27 protein-coding genes and 1 tRNA gene are annotated in these 24,432 nt (G+C 51.0%); 11 read left to right on the top strand and 17 right to left on the bottom strand.

What is annotated here, in order from left to right:
- Positions 1–84 precede the first annotated feature (84 nt).
- The 3 genes from arsJ to F7R27_RS04645 form a co-directional block, all read right to left on the bottom strand.
- The gene (gene arsJ, locus F7R27_RS04635) at positions 85–1,305 is read right to left on the bottom strand and encodes an organoarsenical effux MFS transporter ArsJ (RefSeq protein WP_151703048.1); all 1,221 of its coding nucleotides are present in this window, start codon (positions 1,303–1,305) and stop codon (positions 85–87) included.
- A gap of 4 nt (positions 1,306–1,309) precedes the next feature.
- A complete protein-coding gene (locus tag F7R27_RS04640) occupies positions 1,310–2,323 on the bottom strand; it encodes an ArsJ-associated glyceraldehyde-3-phosphate dehydrogenase (RefSeq protein ID WP_151703049.1) in 1,014 nt (337 codons plus the stop codon).
- 89 nt (positions 2,324–2,412) lie between these two features.
- A complete protein-coding gene (locus F7R27_RS04645) occupies positions 2,413–2,754 on the bottom strand; it encodes a metalloregulator ArsR/SmtB family transcription factor (protein ID WP_151703050.1) in 342 nt (113 codons plus the stop codon).
- Positions 2,755–2,907: 153 nt separating this feature from the next.
- On the opposite strand from F7R27_RS04645, the gene F7R27_RS04650 reads away from it, so the two are divergent.
- A tRNA-Ser gene (locus tag F7R27_RS04650) sits at positions 2,908–2,995 on the top strand.
- Between the two features lie 210 nt (positions 2,996–3,205).
- Here F7R27_RS04650 and F7R27_RS18990 read toward each other — a convergent pair.
- On the bottom strand, positions 3,206–3,376 hold the full coding sequence (locus tag F7R27_RS18990) for a YccF domain-containing protein (RefSeq protein WP_206060405.1): 171 nt from the start codon (positions 3,374–3,376) through the stop codon (positions 3,206–3,208).
- A 273-nt stretch (positions 3,377–3,649) separates the two neighbouring features.
- Here F7R27_RS18990 and F7R27_RS04660 point away from each other — a divergent pair, with 273 nt between their 5' ends.
- The 9 genes from F7R27_RS04660 to F7R27_RS04700 all read left to right on the top strand — a co-directional run bounded on the left by F7R27_RS04660 (position 3,650) and on the right by F7R27_RS04700 (position 11,553).
- The gene (locus F7R27_RS04660) at positions 3,650–4,300 is read left to right on the top strand and encodes a hypothetical protein (RefSeq protein WP_151703051.1); all 651 of its coding nucleotides are present in this window, start codon (positions 3,650–3,652) and stop codon (positions 4,298–4,300) included.
- Positions 4,297–4,737, top strand: coding sequence for a hypothetical protein (locus F7R27_RS04665; RefSeq protein WP_151703052.1), 441 nt, complete (start codon positions 4,297–4,299; stop codon positions 4,735–4,737). Before F7R27_RS04660 ends, F7R27_RS04665 begins: the two co-directional genes overlap by 4 nt.
- A gap of 58 nt (positions 4,738–4,795) precedes the next feature.
- Entirely contained in the window at positions 4,796–5,344 is a 549-nt protein-coding gene (locus tag F7R27_RS04670; protein ID WP_151703053.1) for a hypothetical protein, read from the top strand.
- Between the two features lie 153 nt (positions 5,345–5,497).
- Positions 5,498–5,665: a TA system antitoxin ParD family protein gene (locus tag F7R27_RS18995; RefSeq protein ID WP_206060372.1), complete on the top strand. Its 168-nt coding sequence runs from the start codon at positions 5,498–5,500 to the stop codon at positions 5,663–5,665.
- Between the two features lie 4 nt (positions 5,666–5,669).
- On the top strand, positions 5,670–5,843 hold the full coding sequence (locus tag F7R27_RS04680) for a PIN domain-containing protein (protein ID WP_206060373.1): 174 nt from the start codon (positions 5,670–5,672) through the stop codon (positions 5,841–5,843).
- Positions 5,844–6,017: 174 nt separating this feature from the next.
- Positions 6,018–7,310 (top strand): hypothetical protein, encoded by a 1,293-nt coding sequence (locus F7R27_RS04685; RefSeq protein ID WP_151703054.1) that lies wholly within the window; start codon positions 6,018–6,020, stop codon positions 7,308–7,310.
- Entirely contained in the window at positions 7,300–7,893 is a 594-nt protein-coding gene (locus F7R27_RS04690; RefSeq protein WP_151703055.1) for a condensin complex protein MksE, read from the top strand. Before F7R27_RS04685 ends, F7R27_RS04690 begins: the two co-directional genes overlap by 11 nt.
- Positions 7,890–10,658: a hypothetical protein gene (locus F7R27_RS04695; RefSeq protein ID WP_206060374.1), complete on the top strand. Its 2,769-nt coding sequence runs from the start codon at positions 7,890–7,892 to the stop codon at positions 10,656–10,658. The genes F7R27_RS04690 and F7R27_RS04695 overlap by 4 nt, the downstream gene beginning before the upstream one ends.
- A gap of 4 nt (positions 10,659–10,662) precedes the next feature.
- Entirely contained in the window at positions 10,663–11,553 is an 891-nt protein-coding gene (locus tag F7R27_RS04700) for a DUF7281 domain-containing protein (RefSeq protein ID WP_151703056.1), read from the top strand.
- A gap of 325 nt (positions 11,554–11,878) precedes the next feature.
- Here the strand turns inward: F7R27_RS04700 and F7R27_RS04705 are convergent, their stop codons facing one another.
- From F7R27_RS04705 to F7R27_RS04775, 13 genes are all read right to left on the bottom strand, one after another.
- A complete protein-coding gene (locus F7R27_RS04705; protein ID WP_151703057.1) occupies positions 11,879–12,166 on the bottom strand; it encodes a hypothetical protein in 288 nt (95 codons plus the stop codon).
- 206 nt (positions 12,167–12,372) lie between these two features.
- Positions 12,373–13,671 carry a lytic murein transglycosylase gene (locus F7R27_RS04710; RefSeq protein WP_240776232.1) on the bottom strand — a complete coding sequence of 433 codons (1,299 nt, stop codon included), beginning with the start codon at positions 13,669–13,671 and terminating at the stop codon, positions 12,373–12,375.
- A gap of 310 nt (positions 13,672–13,981) precedes the next feature.
- Positions 13,982–14,305: a helix-turn-helix domain-containing protein gene (locus tag F7R27_RS04720; RefSeq protein WP_151703059.1), complete on the bottom strand. Its 324-nt coding sequence runs from the start codon at positions 14,303–14,305 to the stop codon at positions 13,982–13,984.
- Between the two features lie 59 nt (positions 14,306–14,364).
- Positions 14,365–14,613, bottom strand: a complete 249-nt coding sequence (locus tag F7R27_RS04725; RefSeq protein WP_151703060.1) for a hypothetical protein — start codon at positions 14,611–14,613, stop codon at positions 14,365–14,367.
- Between the two features lie 27 nt (positions 14,614–14,640).
- Positions 14,641–15,381, bottom strand: coding sequence for a M15 family metallopeptidase (locus F7R27_RS04730; protein ID WP_240776233.1), 741 nt, complete (start codon positions 15,379–15,381; stop codon positions 14,641–14,643).
- Positions 15,382–15,385: 4 nt separating this feature from the next.
- Positions 15,386–16,663, bottom strand: a complete 1,278-nt coding sequence (locus F7R27_RS04735; RefSeq protein WP_151703061.1) for a TRAP transporter large permease — start codon at positions 16,661–16,663, stop codon at positions 15,386–15,388.
- Positions 16,660–17,151 carry a TRAP transporter small permease gene (locus F7R27_RS04740; RefSeq protein WP_151703062.1) on the bottom strand — a complete coding sequence of 164 codons (492 nt, stop codon included), beginning with the start codon at positions 17,149–17,151 and terminating at the stop codon, positions 16,660–16,662. The genes F7R27_RS04735 and F7R27_RS04740 overlap by 4 nt, the downstream gene beginning before the upstream one ends.
- 83 nt (positions 17,152–17,234) lie before the next feature.
- The gene (gene dctP, locus F7R27_RS04745; RefSeq protein WP_420846611.1) at positions 17,235–18,266 is read right to left on the bottom strand and encodes a TRAP transporter substrate-binding protein DctP; all 1,032 of its coding nucleotides are present in this window, start codon (positions 18,264–18,266) and stop codon (positions 17,235–17,237) included.
- Between the two features lie 97 nt (positions 18,267–18,363).
- On the bottom strand, positions 18,364–19,305 hold the full coding sequence (locus tag F7R27_RS04750) for a LysR family transcriptional regulator (RefSeq protein WP_151703064.1): 942 nt from the start codon (positions 19,303–19,305) through the stop codon (positions 18,364–18,366).
- Positions 19,306–19,410: 105 nt separating this feature from the next.
- Positions 19,411–19,830, bottom strand: a complete 420-nt coding sequence (locus F7R27_RS04755) for a YccF domain-containing protein (protein ID WP_151703065.1) — start codon at positions 19,828–19,830, stop codon at positions 19,411–19,413.
- Positions 19,831–20,178: 348 nt separating this feature from the next.
- Positions 20,179–21,351 carry a MerR family transcriptional regulator gene (locus tag F7R27_RS04765; RefSeq protein WP_151703066.1) on the bottom strand — a complete coding sequence of 391 codons (1,173 nt, stop codon included), beginning with the start codon at positions 21,349–21,351 and terminating at the stop codon, positions 20,179–20,181.
- Positions 21,352–21,617: 266 nt separating this feature from the next.
- Positions 21,618–22,109, bottom strand: a complete 492-nt coding sequence (locus tag F7R27_RS19000; protein WP_420846613.1) for an EAL domain-containing protein — start codon at positions 22,107–22,109, stop codon at positions 21,618–21,620.
- 256 nt (positions 22,110–22,365) lie between these two features.
- Positions 22,366–23,274, bottom strand: a complete 909-nt coding sequence (locus F7R27_RS04775; RefSeq protein ID WP_168927426.1) for a LysR family transcriptional regulator — start codon at positions 23,272–23,274, stop codon at positions 22,366–22,368.
- Between the two features lie 106 nt (positions 23,275–23,380).
- Between F7R27_RS04775 and F7R27_RS04780 the strand changes: the two genes are divergently transcribed.
- Positions 23,381–24,370 carry a quinone oxidoreductase family protein gene (locus tag F7R27_RS04780; protein ID WP_151703069.1) on the top strand — a complete coding sequence of 330 codons (990 nt, stop codon included), beginning with the start codon at positions 23,381–23,383 and terminating at the stop codon, positions 24,368–24,370.
- Positions 24,371–24,432: the final 62 nt, after the last annotated feature.

Genomic DNA, 24,432 nt, shown 5'->3' on the forward strand with positions numbered 1-24,432 from the left:
GGATAAAAAACATCGGCCATGCTATCAGGAAAAACAGCGTTTGCCTGCACTAATACAGGCTGGAACAGAAATATTCCCATGGCCTCAATGGATGGATTCAGAACCTGGTGATGGCAGTGCCAGTGCGATCAATGCTGCGATCAGAATAAAAGCGGCAGACACCCAAAGGCAGGCAATCAGCCCGGATGTCTGAAACAGCCAGCCAGACAACAAAGTACCAACAAGGCGCCCCATTGCATTGGCCATATAGTAAAAGCCGACATCCAGCGAAACACCCTCACCACGCGCAAAACTGACGATCAGATAGCTGTGCAACGATGAGTTGATGGCAAACAGCGCGCCAAATACAAACAAACCGACAATCAGCGTCATACCGGCCGACAGCTCCAGCATCAAAGCGATGGCTATCAGCGCTGGGATGGTGCACAGGGCAAGCCCCCAGCTAACGACGGACGCACGCCCGGGAACCTTATTGCGTTGCCTGCCGGTCAGTTTTGGCGCTTGTGACTGGATAATGCCATACACAATGATCCAGCTGGCCATGAAAGCACCGACCTCGCGAGAATCCCAGCCCAGTGCAGAGCTCAGAAACACCGGCAACGCCACGACAAACCACACATCACGTGCACCGAAAAGGAAAAAACGCGCTGCAGAGAGATAATTGACGGCACGGCTCTTGGACAGTATCTCGCTGAACTTCGGCTTGGATTTCATCCGCCCCATATCATTTTTCAGCAGCAGGAGAGACGCGATCCATACCAGCGCCAGTACGCTGGCCATCGCGACCACAGCACCTGAAAAACCCAACCACACCAGCAGCAGGGCGCCCAGAAAAAAGCCGATGCCCTTCAGTGCATTCTTGGAGCCGGTCAGCAGGGCAACCCAATGATAAAGGGTGCTCTGCTCATTGGCAGGTACCAGAAGCTTTATCGCGCTCTTGGCGCTCATCTTATTCAGATCCTTGGCAATACCCGACAGCGCCTGCGCCACCATCACCCAGATCAGCGTTAACCAACTCTCGGGCACCGCGAGCATCAGCAACGCGATCACCTGCAGGGCCAGCCCGATATTCATCGTGCGGTTAAGACCGAGCCGAGCCCCGAGCCAGCCGCCGACCAGATTGGTCACCACCCCGAAGAATTCATAAAACAGAAACAGCATGGCGATCTGCAGCGGAGCATAACCCAACTGGTGGAAGTAGAGCACCACCAGCATGCGCAAGGCACCGTCGGTCAGCGTGAAGGCCCAGTAATTACCGGTAACGACCAGATACTGGCGAACGCCCGGGCTCAAGGCTGCGAGCATGGTTTCAGCCCTTCTGATCCGACAGACCGACCTTCAGGGCCAGCTCTACCGTGCGGTTGGCATAACCCCACTCATTGTCATACCAGGCATAGATCTTCACCTGAGTGCCGTTGATCACCATTGTGGACAACGCATCGATAATGCTGGAGCGAGGGTCTGTACGGTAATCGATCGAGACCAGCGGGCGCTCCTCGTAGCCGAGAATGCCTGCCAGCTCACCTTCGGCGGCGGCTTTAAGCAGAGCATTCACCTCCTCGGGTGTGGTGGCTTTTTCAACCTCAAATACGCAATCGGTCAGCGATGCATTCGCCAGCGGCACACGCACGGCATGACCATTGATGCGACCCTTCAACTCAGGAAATATCTCGATGATCGCCGTGGCAGATCCGGTTGAAGTCGGGATCAGACTCATGCCACAGGCACGGGCGCGGCGCAGATCCTTATGCGGTGCATCCAGAATCGTCTGAGTGTTGGTCAGATCATGGATGGTGGTCATGCTGGCGTGGCGAATACCCAGATGCTCATGGATCACCTTCACGACCGGCGCAAGGCAGTTAGTGGTGCAGGAAGCGGCCGTCACAATCGGATGCAGGGCGGGATCATACAGATGATCATTCACACCCATCACCACGTTCAGAACACTGGGCTCCTTCACCGGTGCAGAGACAACAACGCGCTTGACGCGCTGATCGAGGTAATCCTGCAGGGCTTCGGTTGTTTTCATCTTGCCGGAACACTCAATCACCAGATCACAGTTTGACCAGTCCGTATCAGCAATCGCTTTATTGCGCGATACATTGATCGACTTGCCATCGATGACCATCTCATCACCCTGAGCAATAGCCTCATGCGCCCAGCGGCCGTGCACAGAATCAAAATTGAGCAGATGCGCCAGCGTATGGGCATCAGCACCTGGATCGTTGATCTGAACAAACTCAAACTCCGGCCAGTTCCAGGCAGCGCGCAGTGCCAGCCGTCCGATACGTCCGAAACCATTGATTCCGACTTTGATGGTCATGGGTTAAATCTCCCGTTACTGCACGTAAAGTGCACTAGTTATGACATGAGTATGACAAACAGATGATGCTGCAGCATCGCTGACTAACATCAGGAGCATAGCGGCAGGCCGCTGGACTCCCTGAACTGCTTCAGTGTGTTTAGCCCAGCGACGAGACCGCTCTGGTCAGCCTGCTCAAGCTGCGCCAGTACAGCGGTTGCCCACTCAGGCAGTTGAGGATTGATACGATAGTAAACCCACTGCCCACGGCGCTCATCCAGCAGCAGGCCACAGTTGCGCAACAGCGCCAGATGGCGTGAAATCTTCGGCTGTGACTCTTTCAGTACAGCCATCAACTCACAGACGCAAAGCTCTTTCTCGACCGTCAGCAACGCCGTTATACGCAAGCGTGTGTTATCTGACAGGCATTTGAAAAATACGACGGGATTCATCTTCTGATCAGTTCCATATCGGTGTTGGATTGATATGTGGATATGCATATTTAATCCTTTATGCACACCAAATTGCAACTTACTCTTGTGCTTTGTTGCGAGTTTGATAGAATGCGCAGCCTCAATTGCGGCGATCGCGGCAAGTGATGAGACGGTCAGGTGTCCGAGTGGCTGAAGGAGCACGCCTGGAAAGTGTGTGTACGGCAACGTACCGAGGGTTCGAATCCCTCCCTGACCGCCAATTCTATTAAAATCAATGGATTAGATAGGGTTTCCGCTTCAAATCCAGTAATTCTGAGGGTCTGACACTTAGGTCTGACACTTCAGTAGGGGTTTGAGATGGCAGCCACCATTCCATACACTTATCGAAGCACAGGTGGAACATACTACCTTCGCTACGTATTCCCTACCTCAATTCGTCAAATTTTTCCTCTTAGTCGTATTCTTGAAATCACAGCATCCAGCGGCGCGGATCCGCGCTCACTACGATTTGGCCGATAGGTGCTAATGCGATCAAAGCAAGGTTCAGATGCTGCAAGCCAAACGGAATTCCGATTATGGTGATGAAGCAGGCTAGTGCCGAGGCTAGATGACCGATTGCTAACCAGACGCCAGCAAAAATGAATCAGATAATATTACCTAACAGTCGTAACATGCCATCTACCTTGTAGCGCGGGAGGTGAGATCACCCCATAAAAACTCATTCCTTGCGATTTAACGCATTCTGCGCCAGCAGATGATGCGTGGCACGAGTGTTGTCTGCGATATCTATAAGAAATGCATCATTTACTAAGAATTAGTGCTATTTCAATACTACTGGATATTGATCTTTATATGTATTCTGTTCCAGAATGTCCCTTGTCCTAGGACGCAGGACGATTGGTAGGGGGAGTGCATGAAAAGTCAAGATGTAGTGTTGCTGCTTAAACTTATTTCGCTCCAAAAGCGTGAATCGGTGTGCGTGCATGGCAGTGGTAGCAGAAAAGCCTGGCCAGATGATTGGCAGGATTGGGACGATGAAATGGATGGTCGGCATACTCCTGTTGCTATGCACAGTCTTTCTGAGATTCAGGAGCAAGCCTACAGTGTGCGAAACCTTGAACATGAAACGGGTATCAGTAAATCACAAGTGAGCGCGAGCTTGAAGCGCTGCCTTGACGTAGGGCTGGCTATACGAGATCGTAAAACAGGCCTCCCACGTGCGAACACTAAGGCACTGTTTGAGTTTTTGGTATACGGAATCCGATATGTATTCCCGGCAAGAGCCGGAGAGTTGGCACGGGGTATTGGTACATCGTTTGCCGCTCCCGTGCTTGAGGGCAAGCTAATGACCGGGGGGGATCTAGTACCAGTATGGCCTGATGCTCAGGGTAACCGGAAGGGGCTTTCAGTTACTCCGCTGTATCACTCAGTGCCTAATGCGGTACGGCGTGATCCTGAGTTATACGCGCTACTGGCGCTGGTGGATGCTATCCGGCTGGGTAACCCTAGGGAAGCCAATTTGGCAGCAGATATGTTAAAAAATCATATGGAAGTGAGGGCATGAGTACACAGCAAGTACAGCGCATGATGCTCAAACAAGTCGCAGATGCACTGGGGCCTGAACTAAGAGCTAACATGGCATTTGTAGGCGGCTGTACCACCGCCCTGTATCTGAGCGACGAGTTCACCTTGGAGCAAGTTCGCCATACAGATGATGTTGATATCATTGTTCATGTCATGGGACGCGCTGCGTTCTATACACTGCAAAAAACACTTAGTCAGTCCGGCTTTAGAGTTTGTATGCCGAATCCCGGGGAAAAGACCCCGCCGGTTTGTGCCATGCAGTTGGGTGAGTTGCGAGTGGATTTCATGCCTGATGATCAAGATATCCTTGGTTTCACCAATCGTTGGTACCAACAAGCGCTGAGTACCGCCAATCGCTATGAATTGGAACCAGATCTGACGATTGGTCGATGCCGCTCAATCCAATACCAGCGATGAGTTCGCCTCGCGTTGGGCGCAGGAGTGTGTTTTAGCTGCTATGCGAGCGGAAGTGCCAATGGGTGATTCCGAATCGATCATACCAGAACTTCAAAGGGCATACTCATGCCTGAGGCATCAGTATTTGCATGATCGTGCCAGCTACTTAGTCGCATGTCTGGATTTGGATAGTCGTAAGGGAAAACTGTTGTTCGCAGGTGGTTGCTTACTGGGTATTGGCAACACCGGCATACCTATATGGCTCAATACCCCTCATACAGTAGAAGCCCATTTTCAGCGATATCCATTTAAAACTTCTATGAATATGAGTGGAACCGAGCACTTTCTTACCCGTGAGTTCAAGGGGAGACGTTTTATTGTCCCGGAAAATAGGTTGTTCGTTTGGTCCGAAGGCGTTAGCTTATTTTTCAGTACCGATGGCCATTGGCGAGAACACTTGCGTGATGGAGTCGAGCTTGAGTGCCTGCAGGATGATGCCAGTTTTTTAAAAGTCACCTTTGGCACGGCCCCGTTCACTGTTCAGCAGAGTACTGACACCCCTAATCTTTTTATTGTCGATCGTGGTGACTTGCCGGATATGGGAATGTGTCCGGTAATCCCACCTTGAGAGAAGTGCTCTCCATTTCTGCAGGTCACACACCACTGCGGGCGATAAGAATGTTCGGTTTACCTTAAAGTCATTATGTAGCAGTCTACTACAATTGAGTCGCATCAACTTAGATGGGGCATCATCACGGCTAAGGCATCATCGCCTCTTCGCTTGGAAGAAGGGCTGGTAAAGCAAGCGGCTCTTGCAGGAAAGCAGTGGCATCGCTCGACTGCAGAACAGATCGAATACTGGGCAGACATTGGTCGGCAGGTTTCCAGCACCATAACACCTGATACTCTTTTGCAGGTTTGCGCCGGTCTCCCGCCGTGTCACAGTTGAGCCCGTGGCTGCACACTACGGTGATATCCGTGCCTGTCTGGAGCGGCAGGGTACGACCATCGGAGTAAATGATTTGCATATTGTTGGACACGCCCGCAGCGAAGGTCTGACGCTGGTGACCAACATTCTGAAAGAGTTTGAACACGTTGAGGCGCTGCGCCTGGACAATTGGGTGTAGCGCTTACGCCAAGTGCTCGATCATCGCTTTATCCTGCTCAGTGATATCGATGTCGATGCCACTGTGGTCAATGTCAGACAACAGCCTTAAAGAAGGCTGGTGTAAAAAAGTGCAGTGTGCACCCAAAGATCTGTATATTGTCGGGATGCGACAAATATCAATGGATTATCATCTATGGCTTCCCCCAAGAGTCTAGTCCGGCAGCTGCATCAGCACTGGGCTGTTATTGAACATCTGTGCCGATTATCTCGCGAATTACCAGTGTTTGAGCCTTCCCGCGTCATCAGAGTGATTGAACGACTGCGTTCAAGCGACCGTGATGGAGAACCTGCGGATGTGCTGCGCGCCCTGTGCGCAAATGATCTGCTCCAGACGTTGAGCCGCTCTGATGATCTTCAGATAAATCCGTTGGTTCTGGACTTTGTCAGAGGTTTGACCCGAGAGCATGAGCTTGGATTATCGGCTGTTCTCAAGGCTCGTGTTGAGGCGATTCGTGATGCCACGCGGCTGGTCGAAGAGGGCATTGCGAAGGAGGAGATGGACAGCCTGAGAGAGGGGACGGTTCGCCTGGCTGAGTTGCTGCGTCAGATTGCCAGACAGCTTGATCAGGATCGGCATGCCATCATGGAACTCGCTGAAAAAGCCAAGGCCAGCGAAGCATCTATCCCCATTGCGCGCCGGTATCGATCAGTACTTGAGGCCTATGATCAATATGTAGAGCCGATGAATGAGATGATGGACAGCGGTCTTGGCGGGACTTTTTATCCATACCTGGAGCAGGCGGTTCATGTCCTTGATCGTGCCGAGGAGTATCTTTCAGTACGTGGCGCTCTGTACACCCAGCGTTTGCAGTTGCGACATGTCTCACAGCAGGCAAAAGAACTGAGGCGTCTTGGACGGCTCGTTGCGCAGCAGTGTGCCGATACTCTGCTGCCATTGCGTGATGAAGCCAGGCAGCATAACACCCTTTCGACGGCTGTTAGTGAGCTGCTAGGGCAGGTCCGCAAGCAAGGGTTGAGACGCGTTTATTACAAGGCTCCACCAGCCTGCGGGCTTCCCGGTTGGCAACGGACTCGAAGAGGTCGCCTGCAGCTGGGCGATGAAATACTCGAATTGATGGCCCAGGCACGCAACTATGCACCGGAGGTGCAATCCTTTCCGGAGTCAGTCTCTGGCGATCCGCAGGCAGTGCTGTCATTCTGGGTCGACGAGAAGCAGTTGCGGCTGGATTTGAAAGCCTCCTTGCCGGTAGAGAACCTGATGCAGTGGCTACAGTCGCGCTACCCTCATATACCTGATGCGGTAGTGCTGAGGCTATATCATGATCTGGTTCGTGATCCAGAGTGGCGCACCCAACTGCAGTATGAGTCAACATCCACTGACCTTCAGCATGTGCGTGTGATCTATCATCCGCACCGTCTTTTTTCACTGGCTACTGAGGAACCTGTCGTCGAACATGAGCACTGATATTGATCTGCAACAACTGCCTCGCCTGTCTGAGCTGTTCAAACTTTTTAATGCTGGCAAACACCTTAATCGTTTGTCGGACCCGTCTTTGTGGGTTGAGCTGGAGCAGTCATTACCCGCCTATACGGAGCTGTTCAAGGCATTAGGGTATGAGCTGTGCGTGGATGGCCGAGGGTTCGCCTGGTTTCATAATGAGGAGGTCAGCCCATCGGTCAGCGGGCAGTCGCGACAGTTGGCATTGCTGTTCATGGTTATTTTTGACACTCAGGCGGATGCCGGCTATTCCCTGCAACGGTTCAGCGAGTGGCGCGTGGATCGGAAGCTGATTGAAGTTGTCTTTGAACAGCATCAGGAACTGCTCATCGCAGAAGGGCTGGAGGTTGATGAGCTATTGGCGCTGTTGGCCAAGGCTGAAACCTTCGGATTTGCTCGCCAACACGTCGATTACTGGGAGCTGCTGCCGGCTGTCTGCCGATATCTGGATCACTTTGAGGCGTTGGCTGATCATCTGCGTGAGCAGGGTGCAGAGCAGGATAGCGGTGAGGATGAGGACGATATGTCAGATACAGGGGGGGTGTCATGATCCGTTATGGATTCCAGCGTTTGGTATTGCTGGGCAGTGCCGGGTATCAGAGGGCTGAGTTGCCGCTTGATGATGCCGTTTCGCTGATTGCCCCGAACAATACCGGTAAAACCAGCTTGATCAATGCGTTGCAGTTTTTGTTGATCATCAATAAGCAGCGGATGGATTTTGGCTCGCATGATGACAGTAAGACGCGCCGCTTCTACTTTCCCAATAACAGCGCCTATATCCTGCTGGAAATAACCTTACCTCAGACCGGCACTGTGGTGTTTGGCTGTGTGGGCAAGGGGGTCAGTTATGACTATGAATACTTTGCCTACAAGGGAGATCTGGTTGTTGAGGATTACCGCCTGCCCGAGGGCCATCTTGTACAACAGCCTCAGTTGATCAGTCATCTGGCAACACGGGGACGCAGTGTCTATCGCTATGATGCCAGTGAGTTTGCAAAACGGATCTATGGCGGCAGACTCAATGAGCGTCGGTCGGAACCGGATTTCACGGTGTTCAAGCTTGAGAACTCCAATGATGCTCAGGTGTTTCAACAGGTGCTCACGCGAACTCTGCGCCTGGATAAGCTGGCCTCTGCGGATGTCAAAAAGCATCTGTTGCAGATCTTCAGGCGGGATCTGCCGGATCGAAATATTAATTTCAAGCAGGTATGGGATGAAGCCTTTCATGATGTGAATGCCGATCGCGCACAGTATGAAGCGGCTAACTCGCAACTGGCCCTGATTCAGAAAATGGAAAGCTTCTATGAGCAGCGGCTCAGTCTGCGAGGCAAGCTGGTGGTGTGGCAGACACGGGTGAATGAGGCGCTGTCACAATGGCAGGATTACTATCATCAGCAGATAACATCTTTGACTGAGCAGGAGCAAATGCTCGAAGCTCAGCAGAAGCAGCAGACCGAGCGGATAAAGCAACTCACACGCAGTCAGGGTGATCTGGAACGTACGATAGAGCAGTTGGAAAAGGAAAATCGCGAGCAGACGCAGTTGCAAAGCCGGTTTTCACTGGTGTCGAGCCGAGCTGTGATGGAGCTTCAACTGGATGCCATTAAGCGCGAACTCTACCGTGTTTCAGCCGTATTGCAGCAGGCTGATGGCAGAACAGTGGCAGCAATAGAGCGTGCGCTCAGTCGGCAAAAACAGCACTTGGATACCCTGAAACAACAGAAAAAGAACCTCGATGATAACCTCTACCGGAGCCTGGGTGAGCAGTTGTCTGCCGAAGAGCTGGACCGGCTTAACCGTGTGTTGAGTGAGCAGGCGATGGTGTTGAGCAGCGAGCACTTCAGAGTTGATCTGACAGAGTTAAAGCGGGTGTTGGCGACAGCAACGGCCGATAGGGTTGAGCTGGGTGGGCTGTCGCTGAGTGTTGCTCGATTGCAGCCTGGTCACAAGCAACTGACTGAGGCAGCCCTGGATGAGCAGATTGCAGATACTGAGCGTGAACTCATCGGCCTCGAAGCGCAGCTTGCAGCTGCACAGTCGATGGAAGCGACTCGTCATAGAAAGCAGTCCCTTGAAAATGAGGTGCAGGAGGCACAGCAAGCGCTGGCCGACTATGATCGTTTGCAGTCACTGCTTGAGAGTGCCCCAGAGCGAGAGTTGGCTTTTCAGGCGCGAACACAAGAGCTGCATCAGTTAAACGATGAGCTTGAGCGGTTCAGTGAGCATACTGAAGCGCTTCGCCTGCAGCGAGAGCAGGTGATTGATCGCCAGAAACAGCTTCAGGATCAAAATGGCAGAATTGATCGTCTGCGCAATAATCGACTGGATCTGACAGAGGAGTTCAGTTATCTGAAAGCGCTTCCACATCATCCCTGGATGGCAGAAGAGGTGTGGCCATTGGATGAGTTGGCGAACAATATGAGGACCTTTCAACAGGACTGCCAGGCACTCAATCAGTTCAACAGCGAACTGAAAGCTGGGATCAGAGAGCTGCATGCGGGTGGGCTGACACGCTTTCAGTATAGTGAGGTGGAGGATCAGGAGCTTAAACGCATTATCGAGTTCAGTCATCAGTTACCGCAGGAGCGCGAAGCGCTGGAGAAAAAAGCACGCAGTGCGGTGGTGAATGTGACGGCGAGCTTGCGAGAGTTGCGCAACGGGCTGCTCACTTTTCAGAGCAAGATGCGTGAGTTCAATCGCTTAATCGGCCACCGCAGGCTGTCGGACCTCAAGACCTTCAAGATAGAAGCAGAAGATGAGTCACATCTGGTCGAGGCTATCAATGTCTTGATCGCCAAGGCTGAGCAGGTCGAAACCGGTGACAGTTTTGAACTGTTCAATCAGGAGAGTGTGCTCGACGATACTGCCCTGGACAGGGCGAAGCAGATACTGATTGATGAGGGCAATGCGCGGCATGGTCTGAAAGTGGATGATCTTTTTCGGCTGGTATTTGTGGTAGCCAAGTTTGATCAGGAGGCTGAGACATTTCAGGATATCGACAGTGCAGCATCCAATGGTACCGTGTTAATGGCCAAGCTGGTAACCGGGCTGGCCATGCTGCACCTGATGCAGGATAAACGGCATAAGCTTCACGCCATTTGCTATCTGGATGAAGCGCTGGCGCTGGATGGCCGTAATCAGGCCAGCCTGATTGAGACAGCACATGAGTTTGGTTTTTCGTTGATTTTTGCCTCTCCCGCGCCACTGACAACCGTGCGTTATTGTGTACCTATTCATCATAGTGACGGGGCTAATCACATCAGCCGTGACAGCTGGCAGATGTTGGAGCCGCTCAATAGCGAGGGGATCAGGTGAGCACATGAGTCGAACCCTGCAGTCAGCGCTGTTACGTCTTCTGCAAGCTGAGAATCAGCAGTTGTCATTATCTCAACTTACAGCCGGGCAGCGCAGAGCCCTGGATGATTTTTGCACTCGTACAGGGGCTGCCATGCAACAGCGCCAGGGCCGTGGATCCGTGTACCGTGTCTTGAACAGGGCTGTCGTTGAGCAACATCTGAATGATATGGGGGTGCTGTCGGAGCCGGACAGTGAGCTACCTCAGCGCTCTATTAATATTGCACGTTCACGATCAAGCAAATCAGGCAGACACGCTCATGCACTGACCTATCTGCTGGCAAAGGGCGTAAATGGTGCGACATGGCTGAGAGATGATGATGAGGTACTGAACCTTGAATACGACACTCAACGGCAGGGGGCGGGAGTTTTCACACTCGGCGAAATGGGTAAGGATGAGTGGGTCACCAGTGGCTCACTCTGGCTTGTAGAGAATCAGGCGCTATTCGATCATCTGGACTGGTTACCGGAACACAACCCGGCAACCCTTGTCTGGTACAGGGGACAACTACAGAATACGGTAATCGAGTGGCTGGCCAAACGGCAAAGGGCGGCAAGCGTAATACTCTTTCCTGACTATGATGGTGTGGGTTTGCAGAATTACCTCAGACTCAAGCAGCGCCTGGGACGTCAGGTTCAATTCTGGCTGATGCCGAACTGGGAACAGAAACTGAAGCTGTTTGGCAGCAATGAGTTGTGGAGAAAGAGTGCCGAAGAGTTCGAGTCAGCAGTCCGCCAAATTCAGCAGCTCCCCTTGGGTGATGAGGTCGAGGTTATGGCGTTGATGCGAGCGATGCAAACCAGTGGGCTGGCGCTTGAGCAGGAGGCGGTTTGGTTGACAGTGAATGAGGGCTGATCTGAATAAGTAGTGCCCAATTCGTTGAATGTTGCTGACTATGGAGTTGCTGTGGGCCGTTTTACTCAGAAAGGTGATGTGTACCTGAGCGCAAAAGAGGTCGCACTCTTGTTGAAGGTGCGCGAAGGGCACGTGTTGTATGCACTGCAAACCACTCAGAAAATTGGGAATGTGGTGCTACCAACCCCTCGAACAATTAATGGCAGCTATTACTTTCTATATAGTGAGGTAAATGCTGCCATCCAAGAGTCGACCTGACAGTTTGATCAGGCCTCAGATTGCTAGGGTAGTGATGGTGAACTAAGGAGGCTGCATATCAGTCTGCCTAATACTGTTTCTCCTGACGGCTTAATGCTTCCTGAGCCAGTAACTGGTGTGTGGCACGCGTGTTATCTGCGATATCAAGAACAGCCAGAACCAGGTGAGCAACCAGCACCTGAAACAATCCCCCCAGTATCGGGCTTGCACAGACTACTGACCCCATCAGTCCTAGAAACGGGTAGTCTGAAGTAAAGGCAGTCAAGATGATGACTACACTCAATGCTACAAGAACCCAACCGACATATATGATGATGCTGACGACCAGTTTTTGCTCCTGTCGTAGTAAAGCCACCTGTACAGCTTCGCGCCATTAATTAATTAGAATGAATATCATCTGCAACGAAAAGTGACTGCCGACTCTTTGAACTCAGCTGTATCGGAATTGCTTTTCTTCTGACTCATGACACACACCTTTTGTAGGCAGGTGATCTTACCTGCAGTTGTGTGTCCGGGAAACTATAGCCACTTCAAACAGGCCATCGCTACGATTAAAATAGATCAGTGACCTTTGATTCGCTGTAACAGTGACTGTGTCGCAAAGCCATCCGGTATTAATCCTTGATCATGTTGGAAAGCTCGTAAGCCATTACGAGTATTGGGTCCCATAATGCCATCAGCAGTTCCAACTGAATAACCGCGTGCGTTCAGGGCTTCTTGCAGCTCACGAACCTGTACGCGAGTGAGTGGCACTTGATCGCGTGGCCATGACTGCTGAACGCCTGGTCTATCCATAATGGCATCAGACAGTGTGGCCACGGCGAGGGCATAACTGGTGGCATTGTTATAGCGCAGTATGGCATTGAAGTTTGGTCCAACTAAGAACGCCGGGCCTTGAACTCCCGCCGGCACTATCACCGATGCGCTGGCAAAATTGGGAAGGGTGCCATTGATAGCTTTAATTCCTTGGTTTGCCCATTCAGCAGAGCTGCGACGATCGGTTTGGGTAAAGTCAAAGTTGGCAGGTAAGACCACCTCGACGCCCCACGGTTGATTGGCTTCCCAGCCGGCTTGTGCCAGATAGTTGGCCGTAGATGCCATGACATCCGGAATACTTCCCCAAATATCGCGACGACCATCACCGTCACCATCTTTGGCAAAGGACTCAAAGCTTGAGGGAATAAACTGGGTATGTCCCATTGCTCCCGCCCAAGAGCCGATCATCTCCTCAGCGGCGATTTCACCACTGTCAATGATGCGCAATGCGGCTAAAAGCTCCGTACGCGCAAACTCGCTGCGACGACCTTCATAAGCGAGAGTGGCGAAAGCACTCAGTGCTGAGAAGCTACCAAAATTGCGGCCATAATCACTTTCGATTCCCCAGATAGCCACAATCACTTCTGCAGGCACGCCAAAACGTTGCTGCATTTGCATCGCGGTTTGACGATGTTCAGCGAGTTTCGCTTGGCCATTAGCAATCCGCGTTCTTGATACCGCACCGTCTAAATAGTCCCATATGGGCCTTACAAATTCGGGTTGATGACGATCCAGCTCAATAATCCGTTCTATATAACGGACATTGTCCAGCGCCGACAGTGCTCTAGTGCTAATGCCTTGGGCAGCGGCATCACGGCGAAAGTCAGCTAGCCAGACGTTAAAGGAGACAGATTTTTTTTGTTCATGAGCAACGGGTGTTGTCGTCGCCGTCAGGGGCGAAGCTGGGGTAACGGCCGTATAATGAGGTGTGCTCGGTGTTTCCGTTTTTGAAGAGGCACAAGCCGACAGCACACCTAAGGTCAACACCAAGCAGCTACTAAAAAAAATCGAACGGCAGGAGCGAAACATAGTTGAATAACGCATTCTCGATACATTCCTTTAAGAAGAGTAGCACGTAGGCCAGGCCGGATAGAAGATTCTGACAGACTGGTGACAATATAACGGTTGTTGTCGCCCAGTGCAGTGAACTCGACCTTGGCAATCCATAATGATGGGCGTCCGGCCCAGTCCGCTCATGCGGCAACTGTTCGATCACTTCCACCGGGACATCAGCGGTAAAACGCATCCGCAATACTCAATACATTGCGACCATTTTTGAAGCCAGCGAGGTAGCCAACGAGTAGATCGTGGATTGTAAGTTGCAATACATTCACTTCATCGTTTGCGTCTGTGCTCATTCATCATCTCCCAACAGCCCTTGCCATGGGTCATCGGCTAATGACTTATTGCTGCCTTTGATGGACGGCCTTGAATCAACAGGTTTCGCGGACTCATCTGCCAGTACCGCCAACACAGCATTCAGCTTCTCTTGTGGAATCAGGAGCAGTTCACTTTTAAGCCCCTTGGCAATGAGTTCGAGGGTATCAAGCCTGGGGTTACCTTTGGACTCCAGTCGCTGATATTGCTGGCGAGATATTCCTACTCGCAGCAACATATCGTGCTGCTTCAGTGCCAGTTCCAAGCGGCGTTTTTTGATTTGTTCGAGTAGCGATTGCATATTGAAACATATATGTTGCTATTGTCAGATAAGCAGCATATTAGTTTCTTTTTGAATAATTAGCAATACATATGATGCTTTTTGGCTTTAAGGGGTGCTTTTCTGTATGCCACCTGACGGCTCAATGCTTCCTGAGCCAGCAATTGGTGTGTGGCACGTGTGTTATCAGCGATATTTTGCCTCTGTCGTAGTAAAACCACTTGTACAGTCTCGACGCCATCAATTTGCGCCAACTTAATAGCGTGTTTCGGCTCAGCTTCAGATTTAACCGGGTGGCTATGGTAGCCTGTCAGCAGGTCGTCAGGCATGAGAATCATGCCTGACGGGGTGAAGGGTTAGATCGAAAACTCGGTGGGCCCATAAAGCGCATGAGGCTCACCCCTGTAGCTGGCCCAGAGCTGATCACCAAAGTCATAATGCCACCATTCACTGGGCAGGTTGGTAAATCCCTGTAGTGACATGGCATTAAACAGCAGTCGCCGTCGATCACGTGCGACTTGCTCAGCACTGCTATCCCCAAACTGTTCAAAATAGTCTGTATGTGAGGCGGGTGAAGCTTCATCAAATCGGGTGCCCATATCAAGCATCAGCCCATCAGCATCACACAGCGTTACATCGACAGCACCACCAGTCAGGTGTGGACTGGGAGATTCCGGGTCACGACTGGCGATGGAGACAAACTCCCGTGTCATAGCGATGAGTTGCGTTTCATCTGCATCAGGGTGCTGTTGGTGCAAGGTTTCGTAAAGACTATCGAACAGGTACTGTTGTACACGCCAGGGCCTCCAGCCGTCCAGAATGACCAGGCTATATCCAGCAGGTAACGAGCGGGCGGCAGCCAGCAGGCGACGGTAGACGCCTTCACGGATAAAGCAGTCCGGCACAGCACCAGGTGTTCCCTGTCGGTTATATGCGGGGAACACCTTGATAGGCGTCGGGGCCAGTGACAGTGGCACCAGAGGTTCATTCGACTCCTTGATTGGGATACGACTGACCTGATTCCAGTCTGGTTCAGCCAAGTGTGGGATAGGGCTGTGAAACGGTTCAGTTATCAACGGATTCATATCATTCAACATCAGTTTATCCGATAGTTGCCGGCAACCAGAGTGTTAGCGCCGGAAAAAGTATCAGCAGGATAAGCACAAAAATAGCAGTCAGTACAAAAGGCCAGATGGTCTTGAATAGTTCAACAATCTCTATTCGACTGACGGCCGCTGCAACAAACACACAGGCACCCATGGGTGGCGTGATCAATGCAATGGTGATGTTCAGGGTTATTATGATGCCCAGGTGTACAGGGTCGATGCCTGCCATCATGGCGATTGGAGCAAAAATTGGCGTGAGCAGCATCAGTGCTGAGACCTCCTCCATGAACATGCCTGTAATAAAGGTGATCAGACTGAGAATCAGCAGAACCAGCACTGGCTGATCGACATAGGGTGACAATAGTTCGACAAACTGAGCCGGTACCTGGGCGTAAGACAACAGCCAGCTAATGGTAGCGGAGGCTGCCATGATCAGGAAAATCGCTGAAGTAAGCCGAGCTGTATCGACAATGGCTTTCCACAGAGCAGGGATTGTCAGTTGTCCGAGCAGCATACCGCACAGTGCGACATAGGCAGCCGTCAACGCGCCGGATTCGGTCGGTGTGACAAATCCCATCACGATACCCGCGACAATGATAAAGGGAGCCATCAGTGCTGGCATAGCACCCAATGCAGCCATTGCTATTATGCCCAGAGGAGGGAAGCTACCCTGTTTCTTCAACTGGTGTTTCCAGGCATACCAGGCATTCAGCCCCATAAAGGCGATGCCCAGAATGAGTCCTGGTACCACACCTGCCAGAAATAGGCTGCCGACTGACGTGTTGGTCAGCGAAGCATACAGAATCATGAATATACTGGGCGGGATGATTGGTCCGATCAATGAACTGCCTGCCGTCAGACCGGCGGCAAAAGCGGTGGAGTACCCCTCTTTTTTCATTGCCGGTACCAGCAGAGAACCCAGCGCTGAGGTATCCGCTACAGCTGATCCATTGACGCCAGCAAAGAACACACTGGAAACCACGTTGACATGACCGACACCACCACGCAAATGACCGACCAGCATTTTCGCCAGACGCATCAGGCGTTCAGTCAGACCACTGGCATTCATCAGGTTACCAGCCAGGATAAACAGTGGAATAGCCATCAGTGAAAAAACATTGATACCGCCAAAAAACTGCTGCGGCATAATACGGCCGATCATGGATGGGTCAACAAACATGAAGCCCACTACGGCTGTGGTCAGTAATGCCAGGAATAATGGCAATCCCAGTAATACATGGGCCAGAAAAACAAACAACATTATCAGAGTCATTCTGGGCTCTCCGACATGACAGGCAGACGTTTGGGGCCGTACAACAGCACCTGAAGTGCCAGCAATCCAAAGCCTATAGGCATAGACAGCATTGGCCAGGTTCTACTGACTCCTAAACCCGGTGTTTTGAACATCCCCACTGAAAGTGCGTAGCGGTAGCTGAATACTGCAGCGACAACAGCCAGTGTCAGTGTCAGCAGCCATTGGTAGATGATGAGTGTCTGTGACAGTCGCGATGGCAGCAGTGTTTCCAGCAGGGCTATGCGCATGTGTCCGCCTTCAATCCAGACGGCCCCGGCGGCAATCAATGTGCAGCCGATAATCAAGAAGCGTGCGGCTTCATCGGTCCACATTGGTGCACCGCCCACCAGATAGCGCAGTATGACGGCGTACAGGATGATCAATATGTTGGTCAATAACAGGGCGCTGGCCAGCATCAATGTCGATGTCTTGAGACAAGACAGGATACTTAATCGAAATGTATTCATAGGTTATCCATCGCTAACAGACAGGAGCAGTGCGAGGCACTGCTCCCTTAGTTGCACAGCTTAAGTTGCTCAGCTTAAGAAGATCAGTTGGCGAGTGTTCTGGCATCTTCCAGTGCCATGTCGATCAGTTGCTGATCGATGCCGCGTTCTTTCAACCAGCTCAGAAATGCTGGCTGACCTATATCACGAAAGGCATCAAGATCTTCACGTGTTGGGCGGACAACCTCCATGCCTTTTTCTGCCAGATAGGCAATACGGGATTCTACCTGTGCTTCATTGTGGACGCGTGCAGCTGTTGTGGCTTCTGCAACCGCTTCCAGGAATGCTGCACGAGTAGTGTCATCCAGGCTTTCCATCAGAGCGCTGTTACCCACCAGGAACTGCATTGAGTATTTGATATTGGCCAGTGTCAGGTATTGCTGCACCTCATACAGGCTGCCCAGAATGATGTACATGGGAGGGTTCATCTGACCGTCCGCTACACCTGTACGCAATGACATGTACACCTCTGTCCAGGGGATCGGAGTACCTGATGCGCCAAACGCTTCATACAGCGCTACCTGACTGGGATCCATGGCACGAAAGCGCAGGCCTTCAAAATCGGCTGGTGAGTGGATTGGGCGCTTGTTGTTGGTGAATGCCAGAAAACCGCCTTCCTCAACCACAGCCAGCATATCTATACCAGCGCGCTCCTGTAGTCTTGAAGAGATTTCCTGCCAGTATTTACCTTCGTCAAAGAAAGCCCGTGCAGAGTCAAAGTTCTCAAACAAGAAGGGTGTGGCGCTTACAAAAACTTCATCTACCAGCGGTGATACCCCGGCAAAAGATGCAATGTTCAGGCTTGGTGAGCTCATGGTCTGTTCCATGCGCTCCTCTTCTGTACCCAGCATGCTGTTGGGGTACAGCACCAGCTCAACTTGCCCTTGTGTTTTCTCTTCAACAAGTGTTTTCAAATGGGTGGCAAAAACATGGACGGCATTCTTCTCGGGATCAGGTGCGCCGTTGTAACTCAAGTTAACACTGGTAGCAGCTTGCGTGTTGGTGGCAAGCGTAGCAATACAAAAAATGCTGGCAGCGGCCAAGGCCTTAAGGGAAAAACCTCTATGTCTCAACATCATTAACTCCATTGTTGTTATTCAGAATAGCCGGTAGACCGGTTAACTGGATCTTAGGAGTAGACCTGTTGACTATGCAATATAGCTAGTGTTGTTTTTATATCAACACCTGGTGGCCGCTTAAACGGGGGGCGTCTGCACGGAAAAAGTGCATACCTTGACGTAAATGTGCCACACAGGCTTTAGCGGAAAGGGTTAGCTCGTGGCCTGCCAAGCTGACTATCTGTGCCCGAGCCCCATTAAGAATGCTATGTGCCATAGGCAGGGCATGAATCTCGCCGCGTTGAATCTCTGCGGCAACTGTCAGCTCTGGCATGAAGGTTACACCGATACCGGATCGGACAAAGTTCTTCAGTACGGTAACTGAATTAGTGTGCAATCGAGCATGCAGGTGAACACGCTCCTGCTGGGCAACCATATTGACCATCTGCCGCATGCCGAAAGGGTTATCCATTAGTCCCAGTGGCAGACCTTGAAGATCACTAAGCTTCAAAGGCCGCTCTAATGACAACAACTGGTGTTCTGGTGGAACGATAAGATCCAGCGGGTGGCAGGTTTCTACATGACAGGTCAGTTGGGGGTCGACCGGCGGGGCATATAACAACGCCAGATTGACTTCCATCTCCTTGACCAGGGAGATGGCTTCGTTGACACCTGCCATGCGCACTTCGATCTCGATCCCTTCAAATGCCGACATAAAGGATTGCAAGGGAGCTGCAATCAGATCACTGAGAAACCCTTCACCTACAGCAATACGCACTTCACCGCGCGCCAGTCCTTGAATAGCCATGATTTGCGACAAAACCACTTCTTCGGCACTGCGCTGAGTATGGTAGTGACGCACCAGCAGGCGACCGGCTTCTGTGGGGCGCATGCCATTGCCTTGGCGTTCACACAGTGCTACACCCAGGACCTCTTCAAGGCTTTTGATATGGCGACTGAGCGCCGAGGCATCAATATGCAGGTGAGCGGCTGCACGTCTTATAGAGCCACGTTTTACGACCTCATTGAGGCATGCCAGGGCGCGTTGATTCAACATCTATTAGTCCAAAAATTGTAGGATCATATTCACCAGAGAGACTGGGTGTCCCTTGGAATGATCGGGTATTGAGCTATTAAACTATGGAACCTTATGTTCTTGGACTTACAGCATCCAGCGGCGCTGATCCGCGCTCACGATGGTCTGGCCGATAGGTGCTAATGCGATCAAGGCCAGCTTCAGATGCTGCAAGCCAAACGGAATGCCGATAATGGTGATGAAGCAGACCAGTGCCGAGGCAAGATGACCGATCGCTAACCAGATGCCGGCAAAAATAAACCAGATGATATTTCCTATCAGACCGAATGCGCCGGTTCCGATATCACTCTGTCCATATAGCTCACGTCGGTTGACTGCTACCTTACCGAAAGGAAAAAAGGCAAAACTGCCTATGACAAAACACGCCTTGGCCCAGGGAATGCCAATGATGGTGATCAGTGCCAGTATGCCGACGATCCACCATGCCAGGCCCATCACCAATCCACCCAACACAAACCAGAGAATATTACCTAACAGTCGTAACATGGTACCTACCTTGTAGCACGTGGGGGAGAGCACGTGGGGGAGAACATGTGCCCGCTGCATCCTGCTAATTGTCTGTTCAGTTGCTTCACATTTTAACAGACAGGGGGCGATAGGTACCTATAACATCAGCCCCTGTTCTGGTCGAAGACCTGATCACGTCTGTTTTGGACTGTTCAATCTTGAATTTGCGCATGGGCTGACATCACAGACTGGCTAAATCACGGCGGAGTTGGCACTATCACTACCTGGTGGCGTATCGATCACTGGCCTGCATGCCGGGAATAATAATCTGCTGGACGCGATTCTGAGGCAGCTATGATGCATAGCCGGTATTCCCGTGGAGTTAAGTTACGCTCCCTTCTTTAATACAAACATTTGGTAGCCAAACTCGCCAAAATACTGTTCATAAAGCGCGATTTCCCTTTCTAAATCAGCAATTGCCATTGAGCTTGGCATACTCGGTTTGAGCTCAGCGATGCGTGCTTTGAGCGGTTGGTAATAGTCTGACCATGCTTGTTCGCTTAGGCTGTAATGATCAATTAACTCAAATCCTGCTTGTTGCATTTGTGTCAAGCGCTTGGCAATGGTTTGCATATCAGGGTATTCCTGCTGCCAGAACTCCCTAGCGATGGGGCTTGGCATTTCTGTAAGCCAAACTAAATCACTTAACACTAAGTAGCCGCCTGATGTGAGCAATGGTTGCCATTGTTCAAGGGCTTGCTCAATACCCATGATATATGCCGAACATTCCGACCAGATCAGATCAAAACTCGATGATGTAAAAGGCAGATCAGTCATGCTGGTGCAGGCAAGTGTCACTCGTCTCTCCAGTTGCTGCTGAGCGAGCCTCTCGCCAAGTTGATCAAGCGCGCTTTGTTCATTGTCTACCGCTACGATCTGCGCTTGGGTCTGCGTTGCCAGTAAGGTAGTAGAAAAGCCTTTTCCGCAGCCGATATCAAGGATCTTCTCCGGCGCGAAGGGTACGTATGACAGAGCCTTTAATGAGTCAGCATCTGAGCCTGGCCCCCAACGTTCAAGGGCTTGAAACACCGCCATAAAGTCGGCCATGTACTGATCGTGTTCGTTCATATCTTTTGACAACCATTTTAAATGCAGGGCCTGTTTTTCATTGAAGCCTTGCCGTTGTAACCAATCCAGATGAGCTTCTGGAGCTAATTTATCGGTCATTTGATGCCACGGACGCAGCGAGCCTTCACCCAACAAGGCCGCCAACAGTGTACGAGCCTGCTGCTTTTGAGCAATTTCAGCATCTAACTGCTGCAAGCGTCTTTCCAATAGAGAACGCTCAACCTTGCTATTTAAACAGGCTTTGCATTCACTGAGCGTCAGGCCACCCGCTCGTAATTGCAGCAACAAACGAAGATGCTGAACATCTTTCTCTGAATACAAGCGATAGCCATTACTTTGGCGCGTGCCTGCTAGCAACCCTTGTTTCTCGTAGTAGAGCAAAGTCGTGCGCGACAACCCGACTTTTTCGGCTAACTCAGAAATTTGATACAAAAGTTAAGCTCTCTTTTACGCAGACTCATTTTGACCTGATAAGAACACGATAAACTATGAAGTTATAGACAGGTCAACTTGTCTTGGCAAAAAAGTGTTGATTTGGGGGCTCTTTCTGTGAAACAGGAGGGCTACCTATGAAATACCTGAGCTTTAAGGTCGATGCCGCTCTGATGATCTTCAGATCAACCCGTTGGTTCTGGACTCTGCTCAATTTCGTTCAAGGCGGGATTACCGGACGCATTCAACAATGGAGGAATTTAGCCTTAATCCAAGCGGTTTTGGTTGCTGAGCAACTGTCGCCATCTGGGCTCAGGTATCGGGCGACTAAAATAATAGCCTTGACCTTTGGTGCACCCAAGCTGCTGCACTGTCGCTATCTGGCTCGGCAACTCAAGCCCCTCGGCGACTACATCGGCGCCAATCGCCTCGGCGATGACGATAACCGCCTTAACAATCGCCTGAGCGTAGGGGCCATTGTCCAGTTGGCAAACAAAGCTTTTATCGATTTTGATTTCGTTGAAAAAGTAGTCACTTAAATGCCCCAGTGACGAATAACCTGTTCCCAGGGGCTCAAGTGCTATAAACGCGGCTGCCGCCAGAGCCGTGCCGGGTTTCGGCGTTTCTGTCCGGGGAATGTCATCCACCAATGTCGCCTTAACGCTGTCGAGAGCCATTAGCAGGCTCGCAGCCTCTGGGTCGCCGACGAGATGATTCGGAGAATGTTCGCCTTTGGCAATCACCGCTACGCAAACCATAGGGAAAGCTGTGGCTAACGCCTCTGTAAGGTCAGTGAATAGCTCGTTATTATTTGGCGGTCCTGCCACGTATCACCCCTTGAGAAGCGCTTTAACAGATTTGCAGGATAGCTCCAGAGGAACAGTTTTGTTTGTGCGTTACCGTACATGCATGAGTCGGCTGTGTCGGATAACCATATAAACTGAGGTGGACCCAATCAGTTGGCGATAACATTTGAAGCTGCTGAGGTGTTGCTGATGATTTGTATACAAGGGATCACTGAGTAAAAGGTTTGATTTTCTCGCTGTGCAAAAAATGTGCGTTTTCATGCATGATGTCACTTATCAAGTCAGCGACAATTTTTACATGGGATAGCTTGCGTGATGTGGCATTTTTAATGAGCCATATTTCTGAGTCTAAAAAGTCTTCAAATTCAAACACTCGTTTCAGATCTGAGGCGTCTGCTATGAATTTTGGTAAAGCTGATATGCCGATACCTGAGATTACAGCTTGCAGCTGAGTGTTGAAGTTACCAGCACGGATAAAGGGTTTCGGACATTCACGGCGATCTTCCAGGAATTTAGCCAGCGGCAAATAGGACAGCTCAGTATCCCATGTAATGATCCGATGGCCTGTCAGGCCTGTTGTTTGGGTGGGTAACCCCATCTCTTTTATATAATCTGTCGAAGCGTAAAGCCCCTGAGATATATGGCCTATCTTTTGAATGGTGTAATCACCATGTGAAGGGCGGCTAAGGCGTACCAGGAGGTCAACATCTCCTTGTGTCAGCCTTGAGGATCGAACATCGGTCAATATCTCCAGCTGTATATTTGGGTATTTCTGAGCAATATGCTTCAGCCCAGGGATGATCAGGTACTGGCCTAACAGTTCTGGCAAGGATATACGCACGATACCCGATACTTCATCATTCTGGCGTACTGCATTTCTTTCCAGCCGCAGTAAGTGTGCTTCGGCCTGTTCAGCCATAGGCAGCAGGTTCAGACCGGACTCATTGAGTTCATACCCTGCTTTGCTGTGTCTGAAGAGCTCTGCTCCAATATCATGTTCGAGTTCGCTGACTCGTCTGGATACTGTCGAGGGGCTCACGCGGAGAACCTTAGCCGATTCGGTCAGGCTTCCGGTTCTCGCAACGGATAAAAAATACCTGAGGTCATCCCATTTCATATCTTTCCATATTTGAAATCCTGTTTTTGAATTTTGTCTGTATTCAGGCTGGTTGTCACTCGATAGAGTGATGATATGTCTAAAAGCGGATATCTGGGAAGTAACTATGCCTGTCAAATCGTATACATACATATTTGAGGAGTTTGGGGGATCGGATGTCCTCCATTGGAAAGAGGTAGAACTGCCAGAGCCAGGTGTCGGACAGGTTCTGGTTCGCCATGAGGCGATAGGAGTAAACTACATCGATATTTATCATAGAACAGGTCAGTTCGCTGCACCACTGCCACTACCCAGTGGGCTGGGTATGGAGGGGGCTGGTATAGTCGAAGCGGTTGGCGCTGATGTGGCAGGCCTTATGGTAGGCGACCGTGTCGCTTATGCGGGAGGTCCTCCCGGTGCATATTCTACGTCACGGTTGGTTCCGGCCGCACGAGCAGTGAAAATACCTGACTCGATTCCTAGTGACATTGCAGCAGCACTGCTTTTCAAGGGTTTGACAGCAGAGTATCTGATCACTCGTTGCTACTCGGTACAGGGCGGAGATACTGTTCTGTTTCACGCTGCTGCTGGCGGGGTCGGCCAAATTGCCTGCCAATGGTTGAACCATCTGGGTGCTAATGTAATCGGTACAGTCAGTAGTGAAGCCAAAGCCGTGGTTGCGAAAGAAAATGGTTGTCATCATGTGATCAACTACAGTAGCGAAAATTTTGTAGAGCGGGTTCGTGAACTCACGGGTGGTAAAGGTGTAGATGTTACTTATGACTCGGTTGGCCTGGATACTTTTCTGGGCTCTGTTGATTGTGTGAAAGTAAGAGGAACCGTTGTGAGTTTCGGTGCAACATCTGGGCCTGTCCCGCTGCTTGATGTATCTCTGCTGGGCGCCAAAGGCTCTATTTATCTGACACGGCCATCCATTGCTCATTACACAGCTGTAAGAAATGAATTGGAGGCAAGTGCGGCCGCAGTATTTGATAAAATTGAGAAGGGTATAATCAGGACTGACAATATCAGTCGTTACTCACTCAAAGATGCAGCGCAGGCACACAGGGATCTTGAGTCTCGCAGGACTTCTGGGGCTTTGATACTGACGCCTTGACTCTGGCTCGACGAGAAACAGCTGAATGGCTCTGATTTATATAGGACCTCGATGCATATAAC

Origin of the sequence: Nitrincola alkalilacustris, from assembly GCF_008973755.1 — a bacterium.
Taxonomy (GTDB): domain Bacteria; phylum Pseudomonadota; class Gammaproteobacteria; order Pseudomonadales; family Balneatricaceae; genus Nitrincola; species Nitrincola alkalilacustris.